Genomic DNA, 22,957 nt, shown 5'->3' with positions numbered 1-22,957 from the left:
GGATGACAAAATGAAAACTATTGCTCTACTTGGTAACCCCAATGTTGGTAAAACCACACTTTTTAACAGCTTAACAGGAGCTAATCAAAGAGTTGGAAATTGGGCCGGAGTAACTGTAGATAAAAAAGAAGGTTCTTTTAATGATTTTAATATCATAGATTTACCTGGAATATATGCAATGGATACTTATTCGAACGAAGAAAAAGTATCAAAAGATTTTTTAGAAAACGGACAAGTTGATTTAATATTAAATATTATAGATGCTTCAAATATAGATAGAAATTTATATTTAACAATGCAATTAAAAAGATTTAAAAAGCCTATTATATTAGCTGTTAATATGATAGATGTTGCTGAAAAAAAAGGAATAAATATTGATTATGATAAGTTATCTAAACTTCTAGATGTCACTGTAATTCCTATACAAGCATCTAAAGAAGAAGGAATAGACGATATTAAAGCTGCATTAGAAAAAATTAATTATAAGACTATAGATGAAAATGATTATAATTTTTCTTCTGAAAAAGAAACGTATAAATACATAGAAAATATATTAGATGATTGTACTGAAAAAGTTAATAGCACACATAAGTCTACAAAAGAAAAATTAGATAACATAATGCTTAATCCATGGCTTGCATATCCAATTTTCTTTGCAATTATGGCATTAACTTTCCAAATTACTTTTTCATGGATTGGACAACCACTTTCTGATCTATTAGATACATTGCTAAATGATTCATTAGTTCCACTTATAGAAAACTTAATTCATGGAATGTCACCATGGTTTCAATCACTTATTCTTGATGGTATCATAGGTGGAGTTGGTGGAATATTAGTTTTACTACCTATAATTTTATCACTTTTTGCTTGTATTACTGTCTTAGAAGATAGTGGTTATATGGCAAGAGTTGCTTTTATAATGGATAAAATCATGAGAAAAATGGGGCTTTCAGGTAAAGCTTTCATCCCAATGATTGTTGGATTTGGATGTTCTGTTCCTGCAATTATGACTGCAAGAACTTTAGAAAGTGAAAAAGATAGAAAACTTACTGCGCTTTTAATTCCACTTATGAGTTGTAATGCAAGATTACCTGTTTATAGTGTATTTGCTGCTGTATTTTTCCCAGATAAAATCGGGCTTATAGTTGCCTCTCTTTATTTCCTAGGAATTTTATTAGCATTTATACTTGGTATTATATTTAAGCATACAATATTTAAAAATGAAGAAGAACCATTACTTATAGAGTTACCAGAATATAAGTTACCATCACTAAAAAATCTTTTTAATCAACTTTATGAAAAAACTAAAGGATTTTTAGTTAAAGCAGGTACTTTAATCTTTGCAATGAGTATTGTTCTTTGGTTCTTATCAAACTTTAACTTTAACGGAATGACTGATGTTAATAATAGTATTTTATCTTCAATAGGAGGATTTATAGCACCTATATTTAAACCACTTGGATTTGGTAACTGGCAATCTTCAGTATCATTATTAACTGGTTTAATAGCTAAAGAAACTGTTGTTTCTTCAATGGGGGTAATATTTGCTGGAGATTTATCAGCTATGCTTCCACTTCACTTTACAACACTTTCAGCTTTATCTTTCTTAGTATTTGTATTATTATATACACCGTGTATAACAGTAGTTGGTACTATGAAAAAAGAATTTGGTACAAAAATTACTTTATTCTCAGTATTTTATCAACTATCTTTAGCTTGGATAGTTTCATTCTTAGTATTTAATATAGGTTCGTTATTTATATAAATACTTTTAAATTTAGTTTAGATAAAGTAAAGTTTTCGAACTTTTAAAAAGAAGGTGACTTATTTGGAAATTATAATTACAGCGCTTTTGCTTGTAGCTGCAGTATATATATTATTTAAGAATGTAAAAAAATCTTCAAAAGGAAACTGCAACTGCGGAAGTTGCTCTTCTAAGTGTGATAAATATAAAAAATAAGGAGTTGCATTTGTAACTCCTTATTTTTTAATTTATAAATACATTTTTAAAGATTATTGTTTCTTTATTATTAATCATTTATTCCGCTAAGAGCTTTTTTATTTTTCTCTAATAGCTTTCCATAATATATTTTTATAGTTGCTGCTGTAGGAGAGGCTAATAGCATACCTATTGGTCCAAAAAAACCTCCTCCAATAACAACTGAATATATTATCCAAAAAGGTCTAACTCCTACCTTATCTCCTATAAGCTTAGGATCTAAATACCACCCATCAAACATTTGCAACGAAAATAATACTAAAAATACTACTAACCCCTTAAAAGGTGATACAAATACATTTATTAAAAAACCAATTATCTCTCCTATAAATGGTCCAAAATACGGTATCATATTTGTTATTCCAACTAATATTGCTATTAAAATAGAATATTCAGATTTAACTATATTTAGTAATATAAATGCTAAAATACCTATTATAGTTGAATCTATAGCCTTTATCCCTATGTATGTTCCTATCATAGAATTATATGTTTTTATGAATTCTATTATTTTATCTGAATTCTCCTTCTTAAAAATTAAATACATAACTCTTTTTGCTTCAAATAATAGCCTTTCTTTATCAATAAGGATATATATAGCAACTAATAATCCTAAAATAAATTTTACTATTAGAGATGAAATACTAACCATCTTCATAAGTGAACCTTCTATAGCTGCTATTGCAATTTCTCCAGCTCTATCTATGTAATAATCAATATTTATTTTTGTTCCTGTTGTGCTAATTAAGTTTTGTATTTCTTGCTTATCTAAAATATCATTAATAAATTTTTCAACAGAATTTATATATTCAGGAATATTACTTACTATATCCTTAATATTCTCTATAAGCTCTGGAATACAATATAATGCTAACAATGATATAGCTCCTATTAAAACAGCATAAGTCAATACAATAGATACTCCCCTACTTAGCTTTGCTTTTTTTTCAAATATTTTAACTAACGGATTTAAAACATATGCTATAACTATTCCGTATATGAATGGCATTGAAAATGATATTATTTTTCTTAAAACCCCTACTAAAACATCTAAATTGTCTATTAATTTAAATATAACTAGAGATACCCCTATTATAATTATTACAGCTATTATTAATTCTTTATATCTATTACTCTTAAAAATCAAAGCCTTCCCTCCTTTTTATTTATCTATTAAATTGATTATAACAAAAATATAGTTCTAAAGTAATTCTATCCCAATTAAATCTAAAGTATTTTTAATAATTTTACAGCCTGATTTAATTAAAACTACTTTTTCTTTATTTAATTTCAATTCTTCTCTATTTAAAGCTTTGTAGATATCGTTTAAAACATTAATAAGTTCTATAATATATCTACTTAATATTGATAAATCTAAATTTACTGTACATTTGTTAAGTACACTTGGAAAATCCTCTAAAATTTTAATTAACTTGCTCTCTTCATTTAATAACTTTTTATTTAAATTACATATTTCTTCATTTTCATTTAGGTAACCACAAAGTAATTTTAATCTATTATATGAATTTAACACATATATATAATTTTTCTCTTTATATGAAATAATTTTGTCTAGTTCAAATAATATTGTTTTTTTATTTGAATTATTTATATAATAAAAAACTATTGAATCTCTTACTATTTTATTTATTGTATTGCTATCATATAATATCCCATTTATATTATGATAATTTAAAATCTTTGCTGAAAACTTCTCTATTAAAGAATCTAACGACAAGAATTCATCTTTTCTTATGAAAATGTTATTTTCTAAAATCTTAACTATTCCCAGCTTATAGCAAGAATAATTTTTAGTATTACCATATCCACTAACTTCTAGAATCTTTACTAGTTGCTTAAAATGAGTATATTGTGATGAATTTATAATATATATATTCTTGTGATAACTATATTTTCTATTATATCTTGTAGCTTTATTTAAAATAGTTGCATTAATGGTATTTATTTTTCCTTCATTTGATATTATATACGGGGGCATATTATATTTGTCCAATAATATAACCTCACATCCATTTTCATAAGTCACTAGATTTTTTGCTTTAAAGTCTTCTATTATGTTTTTTATATTTTCTTCATTATTTTCTTCATTCATATTATTGGGGTATTCTATTTTATACCCCTGATTTTCAAATACTCTTTTTAATGATTGCATTGATATTTCTAAAAAAACTCGCTCTATAGCAGAAATTTTATCCATATTTATTCCATAATATTCAATAACTACACTTTTACTTTCTTCTCCACTATTTTTTTTATAAATATAATTACTTTTTAATATTTCTTTTATAATATAAGTTTTATCTATAAAAAAATTTAAATATGCACCTACACTCTCTGTCCTTTCAAAATATATACTATTTATTTGTTCTTTCAATTCTCTAGCTATAATAATAGGTGATTTTTCAATCTTATCTACTAATTTAAAACACGGTAAAGTGAAATCTCCCATATAAGCTTCTTTAGGAACTTCTATTAGATTTTCTATTATATCCTCTTCTAGCTTCAAGTTCTTACTTAGTTCCTTAACTAATTTTTTTTTATAATCAATCATACTATTCTCCTGTATATTTATTAAAGGATATTATATGTGCTAAGCGAAAATATTTTAATTATTTTTAGATATATCAAATATTTATTAAATATTTTTTATTAATAATCCTTTATTTTTTCTACTATTTTATATATTATTATAATTAATAATTAAAATAATAGGAATGGTGAACTATGATTAGAGTAGGAATAATTCATATAGGATCAAGTAAAATTAGATTATTACTTGCCGAGATTGATAATTCGGGTTATTTTAAAATTATTGATGAATTAAAAACGCCTTTTAAAATATGCTATGAATTATCAAAGGAGTGTGTTTTATGTAATGAAAAATTTAACTATATTTTATCTACATTAAAAACGTACAAATCCCTTTGCGAAATATCTGGGGCAAAAGAAATTTTTACTATAACAACAAGCTTTTTTAATACCTTAAAAGATAGTGATAATTTAATTGCCATGATAAAAAATGATCTTAATTTAGATTTAAAAATTCTCTCTCCAGAAGAAGAAATTAAATATACAGCTTTAGGTGTTAATAAAAGCTTAAATGTTTCTAATTCACTTGTAGTTGAAATAACTGGTACATCTACTAATTTAATTGATATGAAAAATGGAGAAATAAAAAATTGGATTTGTCTACCATTTGGTGGTATAAATTTAGCATATACCTTTAACATAACAGATAGAATATTAAATTCAAACTTAGATACTAGCTCTAATTTTGTAATAGAAAAACTTAAAGATATAGAATGGCTTAATACAAATTTTGATTCAATAATTTTTGTAGGTGAACTTTCTAAAACATTAGTTAAAATTGACAAGTTTAGAACACACTATCCTTTAGAAATTTTTAATAATTATGAATTATCCCGCGTTGGAATACATGAACTTTATAATATATTCAAATGTAAAGATTTAAAATTACGTCGTAAAGTTGAAGGTATCGACTTAGATATGGTTGATAGTATTTTTAGTTCTTTACTAATCCTCAATGAAATATTAAAAATAACCTCTATTGATATTATAAAAGTTTCAAATAATACCCTTAGAGAAGGTATGATTTATGAATATCTTTATAATAATTACGATGTTAATGATGATATATTAGACTATAGTATTTATGGTATATTAAACTCGTTAAATTCTAATATTCAACATGCCGAACAAGTTTATTTTATATCTTCTTTACTATACAATGAATTAAAACCACTTCATAAGCTAGGTGACAATTATTTAAATATTTTAAAAACTGGTGCTATGCTTCATGATTGTGGAATTAGTATAAATTATCAACAACATCATAAGCATTCATTTTATATAATTTTGAATTCTTTTATTAATGGTCTTACTCATAAAGAGCAACTTATGAGCGCAGCTATTGCCGCTTCTCATAGATTTAATAATTATCATTTACCTTTGGTGCAATTCTCTTATTTAGTTAATAAACTAGATATAGATATAGTAACTAAAATAGGTGCATTAGTAAAAATAGCTGAAGGACTAGATAGAAGTCTTGTAAGTGTTGTAAAAAAATTAAAAGTATCTTTTGATGATGAAAAAGTAGTAATTACAGTTTCTTCACCAAGTAACTTAGATGTTGAAATACATCAAGCTTTAAGAGGAAAATATTTCTTCAAGGAAATTTATAAAAGAGATTTATATATAGAAAAGGAAAAGTGGCAAGACTAACTTGCCACTTTTTTATATCCCAAATATTAATTTTCCTATTGTTAAAAATAAATTATAAATAAAACTTACTGGTATTGAAAGAATTCTTCCACCAACTAAAATAATTGCTATAAGAATTAAAAATTGATATTGATATATCTTATCTGATACCTTATAAAATGTTTTTGGCCATAAATCTCTAAAAATATCAAATCCAGCTAATCCCGGAAGAGGTAATAATGTAAATACAAATAAACTTATATTTATTGAAGCTGTATATCCTATCATCCTACTTAAAATATAAAATGCAGTATCTGGTAGTATGTTAAGCAAAAATTTATAACAAAATACATATAATATCATTGCTATAAATCCAACTAATAAGTTTGCAATTGGTGCAGCTATAGATACTTTTATAGCATCTTTATACCCTCTTTTATATGCACTTGGATTAGTATTTATAGGTTTAGTCCATCCAAATCCAACAAGTAAAATCATTAAAAATCCTATAGGATCAATATGTGCTGCTGGATTTAAAGTTAACCTTCCTTGAAATCTTGGTGTCTTATCTCCTAGTTTATCTGCAACTAACGCTCTAGCATATCCTTGAGCTGTAAAAGCTATTAATGCTCCAGGAATAGTTAATATTATCGTTAATAAATCAAAATTAAATAATCGCATCTTTTCACCTTCTCATATTATTTCTTAAAACATTATATCACATAATATGTAAAATTTATTTTTATTTAATAATAATTTCATAAAATTTATTTATATAAAAAATTAAGGAACTATTATTAAAATAGTTCCTTAATTAAAATATAATTTATATTCACTTTTTTATCTTATTCTATACTTTCTCCACTTACTGGAGGTGCTACTTCTTCTGTAGGTGGTGTTACTCCTCCATCTGGTGTTTCCTCTATTCCACTTCCATCTGGATTTGTACCAGTTGATCCATCTGGATTTGTTTGATCTCCTCCAGTTGTTGGTGGCGTAGTAGTTCCACCTTGATTTTGATCTGATCCCCCTCCACCAGTTGTTGGTGGTGTTGTAGTTTCACCTTGATTAGAACCATCAGTATTTGGTGTTGATGGTGTTGATGGTGTCGATGGAGTTTCTGGAGTTTCAACAGTTCCACCATTTGGATTAGAAGGTGTTACACTACCATCTGTAGATGAATTATCATTTGAATTATCCTCTGAGTTATCTATAGATGTTTCTGGTTGTTTTTCTGGCAACTTATCTTCAGCATCAATATAATCTTCTGGGTTTATATTATTTATATTATTATAGTATCCTTCTTGTGCCGCATAATCAGCTAATACTTGATTTAAATGTTCATAATCATACTCATCTGGATTTGGTATTTTATCTTCATAAATAAAGTCTTTTAATACTTTAGCATTTTGCTCTTTATCAATTAAAAATACCCATCCTAAATCTTTATATAATCTACCTTCTGCTAATTCAGTTACTGGAATATATAGTTGCTCTGTTTCTAAAGTTGGAAATTTATAAATAGTATAAGCCATATTTAATGCTTGAAGTGGCTCAATATTAGTTTTTATATAATCTATCATTTTGTTCATAATACCTAAATATTTGCTTGGTTTAGTTTCCTTTAACTTTTCTGCAAGCTTAAATAAGACTTCTCTTTGTCTTTCAGTTCTACCATATTCATCTCCAACATTATATCTTATTCTTGCATAAGATAATGCTTGCTTACCATTTAATACTTGTAATCCTGGCTCTGTAACTGGGCAATCATTACCTCCTGTTGATTCTCCTATATATTTATTTAATTCTTCTATTACATAATCTTCAACATTTAATTCTAAGCCACCAATTTGATCTATTACTGCTTCAAATCCCCAGAAATTTATTACTACATATTTGTCTAAATTTATATCATATGTATCTCTAATAGTTTCCATTAACAATTCAGGACCACCTAATGCATAAGCTGCATTAAGCTTTGCTTCTCCGTATCCTGGAATATCCACTAATGTATCTCTAAATAATGATGTTAACTTAATTTTCTTATTGTTATTATCTAATGTTGCAACAATTATTGAATCTGCCCTACAATTTTCATCTAAATCCCTAGCATCTATTCCTACTAATAAAACATTTGTTATTCCTTCAACCTCTGTGTATTCTCCATTTGATATAGATGTTGATGGATTATAAATTTTACTTCTAATGTACAGATATCCCGAAACTAGTATACCTATAATAAAAATAAAAACACATAATGTAGAAACAATTGCCTTCTTTTTATTAGACCACTTTTTTTTATTTCTATTACTTCTCTTTCTTCTTTGCTCACTCATTTTTTAGCCATCCCTTCAACAGAATTAAATTTTAAACATAGTGTAATTTTGTTTTATTATCATAAAATAATGTAAATTATTTTACATTATTTCATTTATATTATAATATCATACTTTATTATATATTTTATGTTTTTTTATCAAATTTTAAAAGATATTTAATATGTTTTTTATTAAATATCTCAATATATTGCTTTTATCTACAGATTTATTAAAATAATTGAATATCATCCTTTCAATACGTAAATAAAATACTTCTTTTAGTGATTCTAAAAAAACATTAAGGGTATACTAATAATATATCTATAATTGTAACTCTGATTTTTAATATTTTTATTATTTTTTTATTTACTTATATAATTTAAAGTATTATTATAAAGATTGTGTAAAAATCAGTTTATTGATGGAGGTCTTTTTATGAATATAAGTATTATTGGAATGCCTCTTTTTTATGGTTGCGATAGGCCAGGAGTAGAAAAGGGACCGGATGAATTAAGAAATAACAATTTAATTGATATTTTCGAAGAAAATCATACTGTTTATGATCTTGGAAATATTGATGTTGAGTACATACACCCAGAAAATAAATATTTAACTAATTCTAAATTAAAATATTTAGATCAAGTTGTTAAAGCAAATAATGGACTAGCTTCCCAAGTTTTAAATGCCTTAGAAAATAATACTTTACCTTTTATTGTTGGTGGAGATCATTCTCTTGCCTTAGGTTCTTTAGCTGGAAGCAGTAAATTTTTTGGTGATGATTTAGGTGTAATTTGGATTGATGCCCACGGAGATATAAATACTCACGAGACCTCTCCATCCGGAAATATTCATGGCATGCCTTTAGCTGCCTCAATGGGTATTGGTTACGAAAAACTTACTTCAATATTTTTTAACAAATTTAAAATAAAGCCTGAAAATGTGTTTATTTTAGCTTGTAGAGATTTAGATAAAGGTGAATTAGAATTAATTGATGAATTAAACATTAAAATTTGGAGCAATAAAACTATTAAAGAAAAAGGAATATCTACAGTTACAAGTGAATTACTTGATTGCATAAAAGAAAAGAACTTAAAAAATATCCATCTTTCTTATGACATAGATTGCTTAGATCCTGAATATGTTCCTGGAACAGGTACACCAGTAGAAAATGGTTTAAACTTCGAAGAAAGTAAGACATTACTTGAAGGTATATTTAGTACAAGCTTAGTAAGATCTATGGACTTTGTAGAGTTTAATCCTGATTTAGATATAAACGGAAAAACTACAGAAACTTGCGTAGAATTATTAAAACTTATATCTAAAAATTTATAATAATTTTAAAATTGAATAAATTAAAAGTTGTATTAAAAATATATTAGTTAAAATTTCATTGTTAATAACTAATATTTAATACAACTTTTTTTAATTATAAATTTAACCACGAGAAATTCAATTAGCTAAATAAATATTTTGAATTTCACTTTTGAGTTTTCATTAACTTATGATATCATTAAGTAATGAAATACTATTATTGGGAGGCAAAAATGAAACTATTATTTTTCGATACAGAAACTACAAGCGTAAGACCTGGTCATATATGTCAGTTAAGTTATATAGTCGTGGACACTTCTACCAAGCCACAAACAACTATAGGTAAAAACTTCTTCTTTACTGTTGATGAAATGGATGAAGGTGCTGAACAAGTTCATGGTTTTTCTCTAGAAAAATTATACGAATTATCTAATGGTTTAGAATTCTTAGAACAAATACAAGATTTTATGGGTGACTTCTTCGATGCAGACTTTGTAATTGGTCATAATGTTCAATTTGATGTTAAATTTTTAAAGCACGAAGTCAATTCATTATATGAAGCTGGTATGATTGATAGCACTTGGGAGCCAAAGAAAACTTTCTGTACAATGGCATATTATAAAAACATTTGTAATATCCCTTCTGTGAATGGTAATGGTATAAAAAATCCAAAATTATCTGAAGTTATTAATTATCTTGGAATTTCTGATGATCAAATTGCTAAAAAGGCAGATGAACTTTTCCAGGGTAGTGGAAATTACCACGATGCAAGATTTGATACAGCAGCTGTATATCTTTTAGTAATTGAGGGAATGAAGAAAAAATTAATTAAACCTGGATTCTTCTCAAGTCAAATTTAAAAAATACTACATTTAAAATCAAAAATAGAGATATCCTCTCTCAAGAATATCTCTATTTTGCCTATTTATTAAAATCTAATAATTTATATAATTCTTTACATCTATCCTTATCCATTGCTGGAGTTCCATCTAATCTATACTTTAATCCCATAGTTTCATACTTATTAACGCCTAATAAATGATATGGAAGTAATTCTACCTTCTCAACATTATCTAAAGTCTTAATGAACTTACCTAATTCTGTAATATATTCTTCACTGTCTGTCATACCCGGAACAACCACTTGTCTTATCCATAGTTTAGTTCCACACTTCTTACATGCTTCTAAGAATTTTAAGCTTTCATCTATTTTCACAGCTGTCATATCTTTATATCCTTCTTCAGTTAAATGCTTAACATCAAAAAGAACTAAGTCAGTATACTTTAATATTTCTTCATAATCTCCAAAACCAACTCCAGAAGTATCTAGTGTTGTATGTATACCTTGCTTCTTACATAGCTTTAAAGCTTCCTTTAAAAATTCTGGCTGTCTTAATGGATCCCCACCTGAGAAAGTTACCCCACCACCTGATCTTTCAAAATAACTTCTAAATCTTGCAATTTTATTAACTAACTCTTCTGGAGTTAATTCTAATGATTCTTCACACTTATTAGCCCATGTATCTGGGTTATGGCAATATTGACATCTTAAAGCACACCCTTGCATAAACACTACTACTCTTATACCTGGACCATCTACTAAGCCCATAGTTTCAATTGAATGTATCGTTCCTTTTATCATAATCCATCCTCCGTTTTAACATAATAACATTATTATACACCCATATAAAAATTTTGTTAATACCTACCTTTTATTATTTTTTAATAATAATTATTATTTACATAAATATATAAAATTCTTTTATCTAATTTAATTATAAAAATAGTATAAATCATTAATCATTTACCAAATATAACTTTATAACTAATCTTATATTATCATTATTATGTACCAAATAATTTTTTACACAATTTGTAATTTCAAATATTTTTATACTCATTTTAACTTTCTTAGTACAAGTAAACTTTTAATGTATTATTGTTAAACTCACTTTAAGTTAAACTCCCTTTAAAGCTTTATTTTATAAGCATATTTATAAACTTTAAAATTTTACAAATTTTATTGATTTTTTACTCATAAATATATATAATATCATTTGTTGTTTAGTAATTTTAAACCTTTTGTTTAGTAATAGTTACTACTAAACTACTTGAAAGGCGAGGTGAAATTGTGGAAATTGGTGATAAAATAAAACGAATGAGAATTGAAAAGGGACTAACACAAGAAGATCTTGCTAATAGATGTGAATTATCAAAGGGATTTATTTCTCAACTTGAAAATGATCTAACTTCTCCATCTATTGCCACTCTAATAGATATTCTTGAAATATTAGGGACAAACCTTAAAGAATTCTTTAATGATGATAAAGATGAAAAAATTACTTATACATATGAAGATATGTTTGAAACAGAAAATACTGATTTAAAATATACTCTTATGTGGCTTGTTCCAAATGCACAAAAAAATGAAATGGAACCTATTATGATAACTCTTGAACCTGGTGGAAAATATATAGAAGAAGAACCCCATGAAGGTGAAGAGTTTGGCTATGTTTTATCTGGTAGTATAGTACTACATCTTGGTGATAAATCTTACAAAGTAAAGAAAAATGAAAGTTTTTATTTTAAGCCAAAATCTAATCATTACATTAGTAATAATGGTAAAACAACTGCTAAAGTGATTTGGATTTCTACTCCACCATCATTTTAATATAAAAGAAAGAGGTGTTTTTTTTGAATCAAAATATTATTGAAATTCAAGGTGTTTCTAAAACATATGGAGATAACACCGTTTTAAATAATTTAAATTTAAATATAAAAGAAAATGAATTTTTAACTTTACTTGGTCCAAGTGGATGCGGTAAAACAACAACTCTTAAAATTATAGCTGGTTTTGAGACTGCCGATAATGGAAAAGTTCTTTTTGATGGAAAAGATATATCTATCTTACCACCATACAAAAGACAGTTAAATACAGTTTTCCAAAAGTATGCATTATTCCCTCATATGAATATATATGAAAATATCGCTTTTGGCTTAAAGATAAAAAAACTACCTAAAAATGAAATTGATAAAAAAGTTCACGAAATGTTAAAAATGGTCGCATTAGAAGGTTTTGAAAATCGTTCTGTTGACTCTTTAAGTGGTGGACAACAACAAAGAGTAGCAATAGCAAGAGCTCTTGTAAATGAACCTAAAGTCTTATTACTTGATGAACCACTGGGTGCTCTAGACTTAAAACTTAGAAAAGAAATGCAATTAGAACTTAAAAAAATTCAAAAAAGACTTGGTATTACATTTATTTTTGTTACTCATGACCAAGAAGAAGCTTTAAGCATGTCAGATACTATCGTTGTAATGAATAAAGGAGTTATTCAACAAATGGGTAGTCCTGAGGATATATATAACGAACCTGCTAATGCTTTTGTCGCTGACTTCATAGGTGAAAGTAATATATTAGATGGTACTATGTTAGAAGACTATAAAGTAGAATTTTCTAATAGAGTTTTTGAATGTGTAGATAACGGATTTGATAAAAATGAAAAAATAGATGTTGTTATAAGACCTGAAGACATAGAAATTACAACAGTAGAAAAAGGAATATTAGTAGGAAAAGTTAATTCTGTTACATTTAAGGGTGTTCATTATGAAATAGAAGTTGAAACTGAAAATACTAAGTGGATAATACATAATACAAAAAATGCTACAGTTGGTAGTACAGTAGGTTTAATTATTGATCCTGAAGCAATTCATATAATGAGAAAGGTAAATGATTAAAAATGAAAAAGAAAAATAGTCAAGGTATTCTTCCAGCATCACCTTATATCGTCTGGAGTTCACTTTTTATTGTTATTCCACTTTTAATAGTAGTTTTCTTCAGTTTTACTGTAAAGTCAGGTGATAATTATAAATTTTCACTTGAGAACTTTCAAAGATTAATGGATCCAATATATTTAAAAGTTTTTTGGAGAAGCTTAGTTTTAGCATTTAAAGCAACAATAGGTTGTTTAATATTAGGTTATCCAGTTGCTTATTTAGTTTCTAAAATGCGTGAAGGTAAAAGAAATATATTAATAATGTTATTTATTGTTCCAATGTGGATGAATTTCTTACTTAGAACTTACGCTTGGTTACCTATATTAGGTAAAAATGGCCTTATTAATACGTTCTTTTCTAACTTTGGAATTGGACCATTTAATATTCTTTATAATGATTTTGCAGTACTTTTAGGTATGATTTATAACTTCTTACCATTTATGATATTACCTATTTATACAGTACTTATAAAAATGGATAATGATTTGATAAATGCTGCTTCAGACTTAGGCGCTGATAGAAAACATATATTTATGAAAATCATTCTTCCTTTAAGTATGCCTGGTGTAATTTCTGGTATTACAATGGTATTTATGCCTGCTGTATCTACATTCGTAATTTCTAGAATACTAGGTGGTGGACAATACATGCTACTTGGTAACTTAATTGAAACACAATATACAACAATGAATGATTGGAACTTTGGTTCTGCCATTGCAATATTTATGATGTTAATAATTTTATTATCAATGGCCTTTATGAATAAGTTTGAAGGTGCTGATGATAAAGAAGGAGGAAGCTCCCTATGATGAAAAAACTTGAATCCTTTATAAAGAGATTTTATTTATTTATAATCTTTATATTTCTTTATACACCAATAGTTACTTTAATGGTATTTTCTTTTAATGATTCAAAATCAATGGGAAAATGGAGTGGATTTACTTTAAAATGGTATAGCCAGCTTTTTGAAAACCAAAGAATAATGGAAGCATTAAAGTACACACTAATAATAGCTGTAATTGCCTCTGTAGTTGCTACTATAATTGGTACATTTGCAGCAATTGGCATTCATAAAATGAAAGGGCTACCTAAAAAAGCCTTATTAAATATAAATAATTTACCAGTATTAAATCCTGATATTGTTACAGGTGTATCTTTAATGAGTTTATTCATATTTGTTATGCCATTTTTAAATATACAATTTGGATTTATGACTATGCTTATAGCTCACATTACTTTTAATATCCCATATGTTATATTATCAGTATTACCAAAGCTAAAGCAATTGCCTACAAACATAACAGAAGCAGCCTTAGACCTAGGAGCAACTCCTGGTTATGCAATGAGAAAAATAATATTACCTCAAATAAAACCTGGTATTATTTCTGGTCTATTAATGGCATTTACGATGTCTATTGATGACTTTGTAATAAGTTTCTTTACTACAGGACCTGGAGTAACTAATCTTTCAATAGAAATCTACTCTATGGCTAGAAAGGGAATAAACCCTTCAATAAATGCATTATCTACTTTAATGTTTTTAACAGTACTTATTTTATTATTAATTGTAAATAGAAAAGAATTTACTTCAAGGGGTGAATAAAATGAAAAGATTTAAAAAATTAACTGCATTAATTGCAACAGCTTTATTAACAACTTCCATTTTTGCTGGATGCTCTAATAATAGTGCTGGCGAAAATGGTACTATCAATGTTTTTAACTGGGGAGAATATATTGATGAATCTTTAATTAAAGACTTTGAAAATGAAACAGGAATTAAAGTAAATTACTCAACTTATGATACAAATGAAATTATGTATCAAAAAATTAAAACTAATCCTGGAACTTACGATATAGTAATTCCATCAGATTACATGATTGAAAAAATGATTAAAGAAGATTTACTTGAAAAAATAGATTTTAATAATATTCCTAACTATAAATATATAGGCGAAAAATTTAAGAATCTTCCGTATGATCCAACAAATGAATATTCAGTTCCATATACTTGGGGTACAGTAGGTATTATTTATGATAGCACAGTTGTTACTGAACCTGTAACTAGTTGGGATATATTATGGAATGAAAAATACAAAGATAATGTTTATATGTATAATTCATTAAGAGATTCTTTAGCAATTACATTAGTGAAGAATGGATATTCACTTAACTCAACTAACGCTGATGAAATAAATGTAGCTAAAGAAGATTTATTAAAACAATTAACTTTAACTAATCCTATATACGTTATTGATGAAGTAAGAGATAATATGATATCTGGAGAAAAAGCATTAGCTGTAGTTTACTCTGGAGATGCTTCTTACATAATGAGTCAAAATCCTGATATGAAATATGTTGTTCCAAATGAAGGTTCAAATAAGTGGTTTGATGCAATTGCAATACCAAAAGACGCTCCAAACAAAGCAGGCGCTGAAGCTTTCATAAACTTCTTATGCGATCCTGAAAATGCAAAGACAAATATTGAGTATATTGAATATTCAACTCCAAATACAGGTGCATTTGAATTATTAGATGATGAAGTTAAAAATAATCCTGCTGCATATCCTTCTGATGCCGTATTAGAAAGATGTGAAGTTTTTACGGATTTAGATCCTCAGACATTAAAATTATATGAATCTGCTTTTACAGAAATCCTTTCTCAATAGAAAAAATAATGCAGAAACCTTTAAAAGTTTCTGCATTATTTTTTTATTTTATTCTTTCTATATATCATTCTCCTTTAAAATTAGGAAACCATATCTTTATTTCTCTTTTTGAACTCTCTAAAGAATCAGAAGCATGTACACAATTTTCAGTTATTCCCTTTGCGTATTTCTTTCTTATAGTACCTGGCTTTTGTTCTTCAGGTTTTGTTGCTCCATTTATTTCTCTCACCTTAGCAATACAATTTTCCCCCTCAAGTATCAATGCACATATAGGGCTTCTTGTAATGAAGTCTATTAATTCTTGATAAAATACTTTACCTTTATGCTCTTTATAATGAGTTTCTGCAGTTTCTCTACTTACTTTTTCCATCTTTAATGCAATAACCTTTAAATTTGCTTCTTCATATAAGCTTATTATATTTCCAATTATATTTTGCTCTACAGCATCAGGTTTAATTAAAACCAAAGTTTTTTCCATGTAACCCCTCTTTAAGCTAAATTATCTATATAAGTATATGATACTTTTTTTAATCTTAGAAATACTATTTATATGCTATAATTTTTATATAGTTATATTTTAAGGAGGAGCTTATGAATAGATATTACATAGTTGTAGAAGGCAGAGTTCAAGGCGTAGGCTTTAGATTTTTTTGTTCTATGACTGCTAAACCATTAGATTTAACTGGTTGGGTTAGAAATATGGATAATGGTATGGTAGAACTTGAAGTTCAAGGATCTGATGAATCAATTGAAAAATTTATAAGAACTATAAAAAAAGGCAATCGTTTCATTAGAGTTGATGAACTTTATCAAAAGAAAATCCCTATTATCCAAAATGAACGTACTTTTACAGAACGCTACTAAAATTATTTTAAACAATTGTGGTGCCAAAAAATTTATGATATCATTCTGAAAATAATTAAACAATTTGTTTGTCATAATCCATCAGGTGATATTTCTCAATAATTGCTATTAATTTATCGGCATATATTGGCACTCCACTTTCATCTTTTGCTGTACTATATCCTGCATCTTCTAAAGCTTGTGCTTGCTCTATATAAGTCTTCCCTTCAAATAATCCATTATCTCTATATCTATCACTATCAAATAAAAACCTTCCATGATCCTCTATTGATTCCTCAATAGAATCATATTTTCTAAAGTTTGATATATAACTATCATTATAGTTTTCTTTAGAATTTATAGCAGCTACTGCACCATCCCATCTTGAATCTGCTTTTATTCCAAATAAATTATTGTGACTTACTGCCAATTCTGATTTTCCCCATCCAGACTCTAATATAGCTTGCCCTATTGTTATTGATGGTAAAATTTTATACTCTTTATAATTTTCTATTGCTCCATCTAATATTAAATTTATAAAGCTATTTTCTTCCTCATTTAAATAAGAATTTACATATACTTGTTTTTCAGTATTATCCTCTATATTGCTTTCATTACTTTTATTACTTTCATTATTTTCACTTAATCGTAAGTCCTCATTATTGTATCCAGCATCTATATTATTTGTAAATACTAATCTTTTCAAAAGATTACCACTACTTATTATCAATACAATAACTAAACTTAATATAATTACTGTATTTATTATATTTCCCCTCTTATCTATTGCTTTATAATTATCTACTCCATTGTAAATTAAATTTCCTTTCAATAGTCCCCTCCCAATAAAAATTTATTTAAATAACTTTTCATAATTAAATATATATTTTTCAAGAATATAATATTCTCATCATTATAAAAAAATGGAGCCGACTCTAAATAGCTAGTACTTTGTGAAAAATAAATTATATTAACAAATATTATAAAAGCACACCATAAGAACATTTAATCTTACTGTGTGCTTTTTATTTGGAAAGCTTCAAGACTAATTGGTAAATTATAATTTTGAGGCATACTTATTTTTAATTTATTTGTAATTTACTACTTTTTTCATCTTTGCTTTCATTTTTAATTTTCTTAAAATACTCATTAGTTTCATTTATAACAACATGTCTCAATGCTATTAATCCAACTAAATTGGGTAATGCCATTAACCCATTAACAATATCAGCTATTATAAAAACTAAATCAAGTGATAAAAATGGCCCTATACCAACAAAAGCTATAAATACAATTTTATATAATTTTATTCCTTTTACTCCAGTTAAATATTCAATACATCTCTCTCCATAATAATTCCACCCTATTATAGTTGTGAATGCAAAAAATATTAATCCTATATTAACCACATACTTTCCTAATACAGCAAATGGCAATCCACTTTGGAATGCTAAGGTAGTTATTTCTGCACCTTCTAACCCACTATTAAAACTTCCTGTTAATATAATTGCAAGTCCTGTCATTGTACATATTATTATTGTATCTATAAATGTACCTGTCATAGAAATCAACCCTTGCTTAACTGGAGATTTTGTCTTAGCTGCTGCTGATGCAATAGGTGCACTTCCAAGCCCTGCTTCATTTGAAAAAACACCTCTGCCAACACCTCTTTGAATTGCTATTGCAACTGTTATTCCTGCTGTTCCTCCAAGAGCTGACTTAGGATTAAATGCACTAGTTATAATTAAATTAATAGCATTTGGAATAGCTTTATAGTTAAATATTAAAACCATTAGTGCTCCTAATATATATAATATTGCCATGCTAGGAACTATTTTTTCTGCAACTGATGAAATTCTTTTTATTCCTCCTAAAGTAACTAACGTAACTAACGCTGTAACAATTATTGCAGTAACTACTACTGGAATATTAAAACTTATCTTAGCTGCTGATGAAATAGATTTTACTTGTCCAAATGTTCCTATCCCAAGTAACGCAACAGCAACCCCAAATATAGCAAACATCTTTGCTAAAAATTTATTTCCTACACCCTTTTCTATATAATACATCGGTCCACCTGACATTTGACCATTTTCATCTACTTCTCTATATTTTATAGCTAGTACACCCTCAGCATACTTAGTTGCCATTCCAAAAAAAGCAGCTATCCACATCCAAAATAAGGCCCCTGGCCCACCTGTAGATATAGCAGTTGCAACCCCTACTATATTTCCTGTTCCTATAGTTGCTGATAATGCGGTGCAAAGTGCAGCAAAACTTGATACATCACCTTCTGCTGCTTCATCATCTGCTTCATCATCTTTAGAAAATAAATATTTTAATGCAAGTGGCAATTTAGTAATTTGAAGTAACCCAAGTTTAAAAGTAAAATAAATACCTGTTCCTACTAGTAATATTAGTAAAGGTGCTCCCCATACTATTCCATTAATACTGTTTAATACATTTTCAATTTCTTTAAAAAATTCCATAAAAAAATCCCCCTTAAAAATAAATTTCTAGGAGGAGATTAAAGTTAGTTATAAAAGTAAGGATTATAACTAGTATTTTTAATATAAAAGTTCTTATAGATCTTGTATATTGCTTTATTTAAATAAATAATTAATAACAACTACAAATGCTAATATTTATTATAAATACTTATCATCGTTATAGTTAATAATTATTTATTTAAATTACTAATTTATAATATTCACTTATTACTATACTTTATCCCCTGTCCTTTTACCTGAGAGTTTCAATTTAATTATAAAAATTAAACCTTGCTCCTTCGGTGCTCTCATCTGAGTCTCTCCAGAGGCTCGTCCAGTAACGGTCCTAATACCTGAAAGATTTACTTCTTCGGTGGATTCTAAATCGCTCTCCCATTACCTTCATCCGAACATATTAAATTATATTGGTATTATAATATAGCTTTTCAAAAAAAATCAAGCATTTTTATCTTTTTAATTTCTTAATTTATTTAATGCATTCATATATGCCATTAAACTTGCCTCTATTACATCTGTACTTATTCCCATACCTAATACTTTTTTACCATCTAAGGATAACTTAACTTTAACTTCACCAAGCGCATCTGAACCTGATGTTATAGCTTGTATAGAATAATCCTCTAATACTGGACTAATATCAATTGACCTTTCTATGGCCTTATAAAGGGCACTTACTGGTCCATCACCACAAGCTGCTTCTACTTTTTCAATGTCGTTGTAAAGTATTTTTACTGTAGCTGTTGCTGATATGTTTTTAGCTGTAGAAACATTAAATACTTCAACCTTATAATAATCTTCAATTGAAACTACTCCTTGGTTTATTATTGCTTCTATATCCTTATCAGAAATTTCCTTCTTTCTATCAGCTAAATCCTTAAACTTTTTAAAACCTTCATTTAATTGTTCCTTAGTTAAATTATATCCTAGCTCTATTATCCTATCTTCAAACGCATGTCTACCTGAGTGTTTTCCTAAGACCATATTATTAGTTTTAAATCCTACCGATTCCGGCGTCATTATCTCATAAGTTTCTCTATTTTTTAGCACTCCATCTTGGTGTATTCCTGATTCATGTGCAAAAGCATTTGCTCCTACTATTGCCTTATTAGGTTGTACTGATATCCCTGATAAATGTGCAACAATACTTGAAACTCTATAAATTCTTTCTGTAGATATCCCTGTATCACACTTATATATATCCTTTCTTGTTCTAAGAGCCATTACAATCTCCTCAAGAGCTGCATTGCCTGCTCTTTCTCCTAATCCATTAACTGCACACTCTACTTGTTCTGCCCCATTTTCAATAGCAGCTAATGAATTTGCAACTGCTAATCCTAAATCATTATGACAATGTACACTTATTTTTGCCTTACTTATATTAGGTACATTTTCTTTTATGTCTTTTATTAATTTTCCAAACTCATTTGGAGTTGAATACCCTACTGTATCAGGAATATTAACTACAGTTGCACCAGCATCAATAACATTTTCTAAAACTTTATATAGAAATTCTCTTCTTGTTCTTGACCCATCTTCTGGTGAAAACTCTACATCATCAACTAGTGTTTTAGCATATGATACCATTTCTGTTGCCCTTTTTAGCACTTCTTCTTCACTCATTTTTAATTTATATTTCATATGAACATCAGATGTAGCTAAAAATGTGTGTATTCTTTTTTTAGGAGCATATTTAATTGCTTCATATGCCCTATCTATATCTGATTTGTTAGCTCTAGCTAAAGCATTTACCGTTGAATTTTTAATATTTTTTGCAATTAACTTAACACCTTCAAAATCACCATTGGATGATATTGGGAAGCCAGCTTCTATTACATCTACCCCCATTGCTTCTAATTGTTTTGCTATTTCTAATTTTTCTTGTGGATTTAATGCTACTCCCGGAGTTTGTTCCCCATCTCTTAATGTTGTGTCGAAAATATAAATCTTTTTCATAATTAAAAGCCCCCTGTTATTAATTAGTAGTTTTTAGTTAGTAATTAAATTTAAACTCTACTGATAAATTTTTTATTAATAAAAAAATCGCGCAAACTCTCCAGTATTGGAGCGTGTTTGCGCGGTACCATCCAAAATTATACTTAATTAAAATAACGGTTTTTACCCGATAAAAGTTACTATAATTTTCACCTTTATTGCTCATGAGCGAGTTCAAAAATACTAATTTATAGACTTTCAGCAACCGTCTACTCTCTGAAAAATTAATTACTTTCTACTACTCTCAATCCTTGCCTTTTTATTCTTTTTAATAATATTACTATATAAGAATATTTTTGTCAACAGACGTGAGTTTTATTATTTTTCTATTTATCTACTCTATTTCTTACTTCTCCTCTATAAAATGCTTTTATATTTTCCACTACTTCCTTAAATAATCTATCCCTAGACTCAACACTAGCCCATGCTATATGAGGAGATAATATTAATCTATCCTTATTTTTGATATTTAACAGTTCATTATCCTCCTTAATTGGCTCTATTTCGAAAACATCTAAAGCTGCCCCTCTTATTTCTTCTTCATCAATAGCTTTAGCTAAATCTTTTTCTACCACTATAGGTCCTCTACCCATATTTATCAGTATTGCTGATTTTTTCATTTTGCATAATGCTTCATAATTGATTAATCCTAATGTATTATTATTCAATGGCGCATGTATTGAAATTACATCACTTTGTTTTAACAGCTCATCTAATGAAACTCGTTCAAATTCTTCACTGGAATTTTTTCCAGATGTAGAATAATATATAACCTTAGCTCCAAAGGCTTCTGCAATTTTGGCAACTCTTCTTCCTATATTTCCAAGTCCAATTATCCCCCATATCTTTCCTTCGATTTCATAGTATGGTTTATCAAGACAAGTAAATAATCCTGATGCTGAATACTGTCCTGATTTAACAAAATTATCATAAAATAATACTTCGTCAAATAAAGCTAATGCAGTAGCAAGAGTATGTTGTACCACTGCAGTAGTTGAATATCCTGCAACATTTGCAACAGCTATTCCTCTTTCTTTAGCATAGTCTATATCTATATTATTAAATCCTGTAGCTACTTCTGCAATAAACTCTAAATTTTTAGCCTCTATAAGATTTTCTCTATTTAAAACCACTTTATTAGTTAAAACTATATTTGCATCTTTTATTCTATCACTTACTTCATTTTCTAATGTTGTATCATAATAAAAAACTTCACCTATTTCTTTTAATTTTTCTAATTCAACATCGCCTAATGCTTTTCCATCAAGTATTACTATTTTTTTCATTATTCTATCCT

At 27.4% G+C, this 22,957-nt stretch carries 21 protein-coding genes, 2 riboswitches and 1 other annotated feature; of the genes, 11 read left to right on the top strand and 10 right to left on the bottom strand.

Going from position 1 to position 22,957, the window contains the following annotated elements; genetic code table 11:
• Nucleotides 1-10 precede the first annotated feature (10 nt).
• Both feoB and LPC13_RS01760 read left to right on the top strand, forming a co-directional pair.
• Nucleotides 11-1,768 carry a ferrous iron transport protein B gene (feoB, locus tag LPC13_RS01765; RefSeq protein ID WP_005213812.1) on the top strand — a complete coding sequence of 586 codons (1,758 nt, stop codon included), beginning with the start codon at nt 11-13 and terminating at the stop codon, nt 1,766-1,768.
• Nucleotides 1,769-1,822: 54 nt separating this feature from the next.
• Nucleotides 1,823-1,963 carry a FeoB-associated Cys-rich membrane protein gene (locus LPC13_RS01760; RefSeq protein ID WP_394371310.1) on the top strand — a complete coding sequence of 47 codons (141 nt, stop codon included), beginning with the start codon at nt 1,823-1,825 and terminating at the stop codon, nt 1,961-1,963.
• 70 nt (nt 1,964-2,033) lie between these two features.
• Here the strand turns inward: LPC13_RS01760 and LPC13_RS01755 are convergent, their stop codons facing one another.
• Complete coding sequence (locus tag LPC13_RS01755; RefSeq protein ID WP_207733669.1) at nt 2,034-3,149, bottom strand: AI-2E family transporter; 1,116 nt, start codon at nt 3,147-3,149, stop codon at nt 2,034-2,036.
• Between the two features lie 54 nt (nt 3,150-3,203).
• Complete coding sequence (gene argS, locus LPC13_RS01750; protein ID WP_005213816.1) at nt 3,204-4,574, bottom strand: arginine--tRNA ligase domain-containing protein; 1,371 nt, start codon at nt 4,572-4,574, stop codon at nt 3,204-3,206.
• A 173-nt stretch (nt 4,575-4,747) separates the two neighbouring features.
• Here argS and LPC13_RS01745 point away from each other — a divergent pair, with 173 nt between their 5' ends.
• Entirely contained in the window at nt 4,748-6,265 is a 1,518-nt protein-coding gene (locus LPC13_RS01745; protein WP_005213817.1) for a Ppx/GppA phosphatase family protein, read from the top strand.
• Between the two features lie 12 nt (nt 6,266-6,277).
• Here the strand turns inward: LPC13_RS01745 and LPC13_RS01740 are convergent, their stop codons facing one another.
• Together LPC13_RS01740 and LPC13_RS01735 are read right to left on the bottom strand one after the other, a co-directional pair.
• Nucleotides 6,278-6,925 (bottom strand): site-2 protease family protein, encoded by a 648-nt coding sequence (locus LPC13_RS01740; protein ID WP_005213818.1) that lies wholly within the window; start codon nt 6,923-6,925, stop codon nt 6,278-6,280.
• Nucleotides 6,926-7,089: 164 nt separating this feature from the next.
• Entirely contained in the window at nt 7,090-8,580 is a 1,491-nt protein-coding gene (locus tag LPC13_RS01735) for an LCP family protein (RefSeq protein ID WP_005213819.1), read from the bottom strand.
• 417 nt (nt 8,581-8,997) lie between these two features.
• On the opposite strand from LPC13_RS01735, the gene rocF reads away from it, so the two are divergent.
• Both rocF and LPC13_RS01725 read left to right on the top strand, forming a co-directional pair.
• A complete protein-coding gene (gene rocF, locus LPC13_RS01730) occupies nt 8,998-9,894 on the top strand; it encodes an arginase (protein WP_040419590.1) in 897 nt (298 codons plus the stop codon).
• Nucleotides 9,895-10,106: 212 nt separating this feature from the next.
• Nucleotides 10,107-10,733, top strand: a complete 627-nt coding sequence (locus LPC13_RS01725; RefSeq protein ID WP_040419592.1) for a 3'-5' exonuclease — start codon at nt 10,107-10,109, stop codon at nt 10,731-10,733.
• Nucleotides 10,734-10,794: 61 nt separating this feature from the next.
• On the opposite strand, the gene pflA is transcribed toward LPC13_RS01725, so the two are convergent.
• Nucleotides 10,795-11,514: a pyruvate formate-lyase-activating protein gene (gene pflA, locus LPC13_RS01720; RefSeq protein WP_005213822.1), complete on the bottom strand. Its 720-nt coding sequence runs from the start codon at nt 11,512-11,514 to the stop codon at nt 10,795-10,797.
• A 489-nt stretch (nt 11,515-12,003) separates the two neighbouring features.
• On the opposite strand from pflA, the gene LPC13_RS01715 reads away from it, so the two are divergent.
• The 5 genes from LPC13_RS01715 to LPC13_RS01695 are packed head-to-tail and all read left to right on the top strand — an operon-like array spanning nt 12,004 to nt 16,315.
• Nucleotides 12,004-12,543 carry a helix-turn-helix domain-containing protein gene (locus LPC13_RS01715; RefSeq protein WP_005213823.1) on the top strand — a complete coding sequence of 180 codons (540 nt, stop codon included), beginning with the start codon at nt 12,004-12,006 and terminating at the stop codon, nt 12,541-12,543.
• A gap of 23 nt (nt 12,544-12,566) precedes the next feature.
• Nucleotides 12,567-13,610 (top strand): spermidine/putrescine ABC transporter ATP-binding protein, encoded by a 1,044-nt coding sequence (potA, locus tag LPC13_RS01710; RefSeq protein WP_195244813.1) that lies wholly within the window; start codon nt 12,567-12,569, stop codon nt 13,608-13,610.
• Nucleotides 13,611-13,612: 2 nt separating this feature from the next.
• Nucleotides 13,613-14,458 carry an ABC transporter permease gene (locus tag LPC13_RS01705; RefSeq protein WP_005213825.1) on the top strand — a complete coding sequence of 282 codons (846 nt, stop codon included), beginning with the start codon at nt 13,613-13,615 and terminating at the stop codon, nt 14,456-14,458.
• Nucleotides 14,455-15,252, top strand: a complete 798-nt coding sequence (locus tag LPC13_RS01700; protein WP_195244812.1) for an ABC transporter permease — start codon at nt 14,455-14,457, stop codon at nt 15,250-15,252. The genes LPC13_RS01705 and LPC13_RS01700 overlap by 4 nt, the downstream gene beginning before the upstream one ends.
• Nucleotide 15,253: 1 nt before the next feature.
• Nucleotides 15,254-16,315, top strand: a complete 1,062-nt coding sequence (locus tag LPC13_RS01695; protein ID WP_040419595.1) for an ABC transporter substrate-binding protein — start codon at nt 15,254-15,256, stop codon at nt 16,313-16,315.
• A gap of 64 nt (nt 16,316-16,379) precedes the next feature.
• Here LPC13_RS01695 and ndk read toward each other — a convergent pair whose 3' ends face one another.
• Nucleotides 16,380-16,793: a nucleoside-diphosphate kinase gene (gene ndk / locus LPC13_RS01690; protein ID WP_005213828.1), complete on the bottom strand. Its 414-nt coding sequence runs from the start codon at nt 16,791-16,793 to the stop codon at nt 16,380-16,382.
• 113 nt (nt 16,794-16,906) lie between these two features.
• Here ndk and LPC13_RS01685 point away from each other — a divergent pair, with 113 nt between their 5' ends.
• Nucleotides 16,907-17,179 (top strand): acylphosphatase, encoded by a 273-nt coding sequence (locus LPC13_RS01685; protein ID WP_005213829.1) that lies wholly within the window; start codon nt 16,907-16,909, stop codon nt 17,177-17,179.
• Nucleotides 17,180-17,234: 55 nt separating this feature from the next.
• Here the strand turns inward: LPC13_RS01685 and LPC13_RS01680 are convergent, their stop codons facing one another.
• The 4 genes from LPC13_RS01680 to LPC13_RS01665 all read right to left on the bottom strand — a co-directional run bounded on the left by LPC13_RS01680 (nt 17,235) and on the right by LPC13_RS01665 (nt 22,946).
• A complete protein-coding gene (locus LPC13_RS01680; RefSeq protein WP_005213830.1) occupies nt 17,235-17,990 on the bottom strand; it encodes a glycoside hydrolase family 73 protein in 756 nt (251 codons plus the stop codon).
• 250 nt (nt 17,991-18,240) lie between these two features.
• On the bottom strand, nt 18,241-19,647 hold the full coding sequence (locus LPC13_RS01675) for an alanine/glycine:cation symporter family protein (RefSeq protein WP_005213831.1): 1,407 nt from the start codon (nt 19,645-19,647) through the stop codon (nt 18,241-18,243).
• 236 nt (nt 19,648-19,883) lie between these two features.
• A riboswitch (glycine riboswitch) is annotated at nt 19,884-19,978 on the bottom strand.
• Nucleotides 19,979-20,053, bottom strand: a riboswitch (glycine riboswitch).
• Nucleotides 20,054-20,121: 68 nt separating this feature from the next.
• Nucleotides 20,122-21,624, bottom strand: a complete 1,503-nt coding sequence (locus LPC13_RS01670; protein ID WP_040419596.1) for a 2-isopropylmalate synthase — start codon at nt 21,622-21,624, stop codon at nt 20,122-20,124.
• 101 nt (nt 21,625-21,725) lie between these two features.
• Nucleotides 21,726-21,921: a binding site (T-box leader), on the bottom strand.
• A 65-nt stretch (nt 21,922-21,986) separates the two neighbouring features.
• Entirely contained in the window at nt 21,987-22,946 is a 960-nt protein-coding gene (locus LPC13_RS01665) for a D-2-hydroxyacid dehydrogenase (RefSeq protein WP_005213833.1), read from the bottom strand.
• Nucleotides 22,947-22,957 lie beyond the last annotated feature (11 nt).

It is taken from the genome of Clostridium celatum (assembly GCF_021412605.1).
GTDB classification, from domain to species: domain Bacteria; phylum Bacillota; class Clostridia; order Clostridiales; family Clostridiaceae; genus Clostridium; species Clostridium celatum.
This window is presented reverse-complemented; position numbering and strand designations above follow the sequence as displayed.

What these genes read in the sequence shown, in the direction of transcription:
- LPC13_RS01745 (WP_005213817.1), top strand. Translation starts at nt 4,748, where the DNA reads ATGATTAGAGTAGGAATAATTCATATAGGATCAAGTAAAATTAGATTA.
- ndk (WP_005213828.1), bottom strand. Translation starts at nt 16,793, where the DNA reads ATGGAAAAAACTTTGGTTTTAATTAAACCTGATGCTGTAGAGCAAAAT.
- LPC13_RS01695 (WP_040419595.1), top strand. Translation starts at nt 15,254, where the DNA reads ATGAAAAGATTTAAAAAATTAACTGCATTAATTGCAACAGCTTTATTA.
- LPC13_RS01735 (WP_005213819.1), bottom strand. Translation starts at nt 8,580, where the DNA reads ATGAGTGAGCAAAGAAGAAAGAGAAGTAATAGAAATAAAAAAAAGTGG.
- pflA (WP_005213822.1), bottom strand. Translation starts at nt 11,514, where the DNA reads ATGATAAAAGGAACGATACATTCAATTGAAACTATGGGCTTAGTAGAT.
- LPC13_RS01700 (WP_195244812.1), top strand. Translation starts at nt 14,455, where the DNA reads ATGATGAAAAAACTTGAATCCTTTATAAAGAGATTTTATTTATTTATA.
- LPC13_RS01665 (WP_005213833.1), bottom strand. Translation starts at nt 22,946, where the DNA reads ATGAAAAAAATAGTAATACTTGATGGAAAAGCATTAGGCGATGTTGAA.
- rocF (WP_040419590.1), top strand. Translation starts at nt 8,998, where the DNA reads ATGAATATAAGTATTATTGGAATGCCTCTTTTTTATGGTTGCGATAGG.
- LPC13_RS01675 (WP_005213831.1), bottom strand. Translation starts at nt 19,647, where the DNA reads ATGGAATTTTTTAAAGAAATTGAAAATGTATTAAACAGTATTAATGGA.
- LPC13_RS01685 (WP_005213829.1), top strand. Translation starts at nt 16,907, where the DNA reads ATGAATAGATATTACATAGTTGTAGAAGGCAGAGTTCAAGGCGTAGGC.
- LPC13_RS01725 (WP_040419592.1), top strand. Translation starts at nt 10,107, where the DNA reads ATGAAACTATTATTTTTCGATACAGAAACTACAAGCGTAAGACCTGGT.
- LPC13_RS01705 (WP_005213825.1), top strand. Translation starts at nt 13,613, where the DNA reads ATGAAAAAGAAAAATAGTCAAGGTATTCTTCCAGCATCACCTTATATC.
- argS (WP_005213816.1), bottom strand. Translation starts at nt 4,574, where the DNA reads ATGATTGATTATAAAAAAAAATTAGTTAAGGAACTAAGTAAGAACTTG.
- LPC13_RS01740 (WP_005213818.1), bottom strand. Translation starts at nt 6,925, where the DNA reads ATGCGATTATTTAATTTTGATTTATTAACGATAATATTAACTATTCCT.
- feoB (WP_005213812.1), top strand. Translation starts at nt 11, where the DNA reads ATGAAAACTATTGCTCTACTTGGTAACCCCAATGTTGGTAAAACCACA.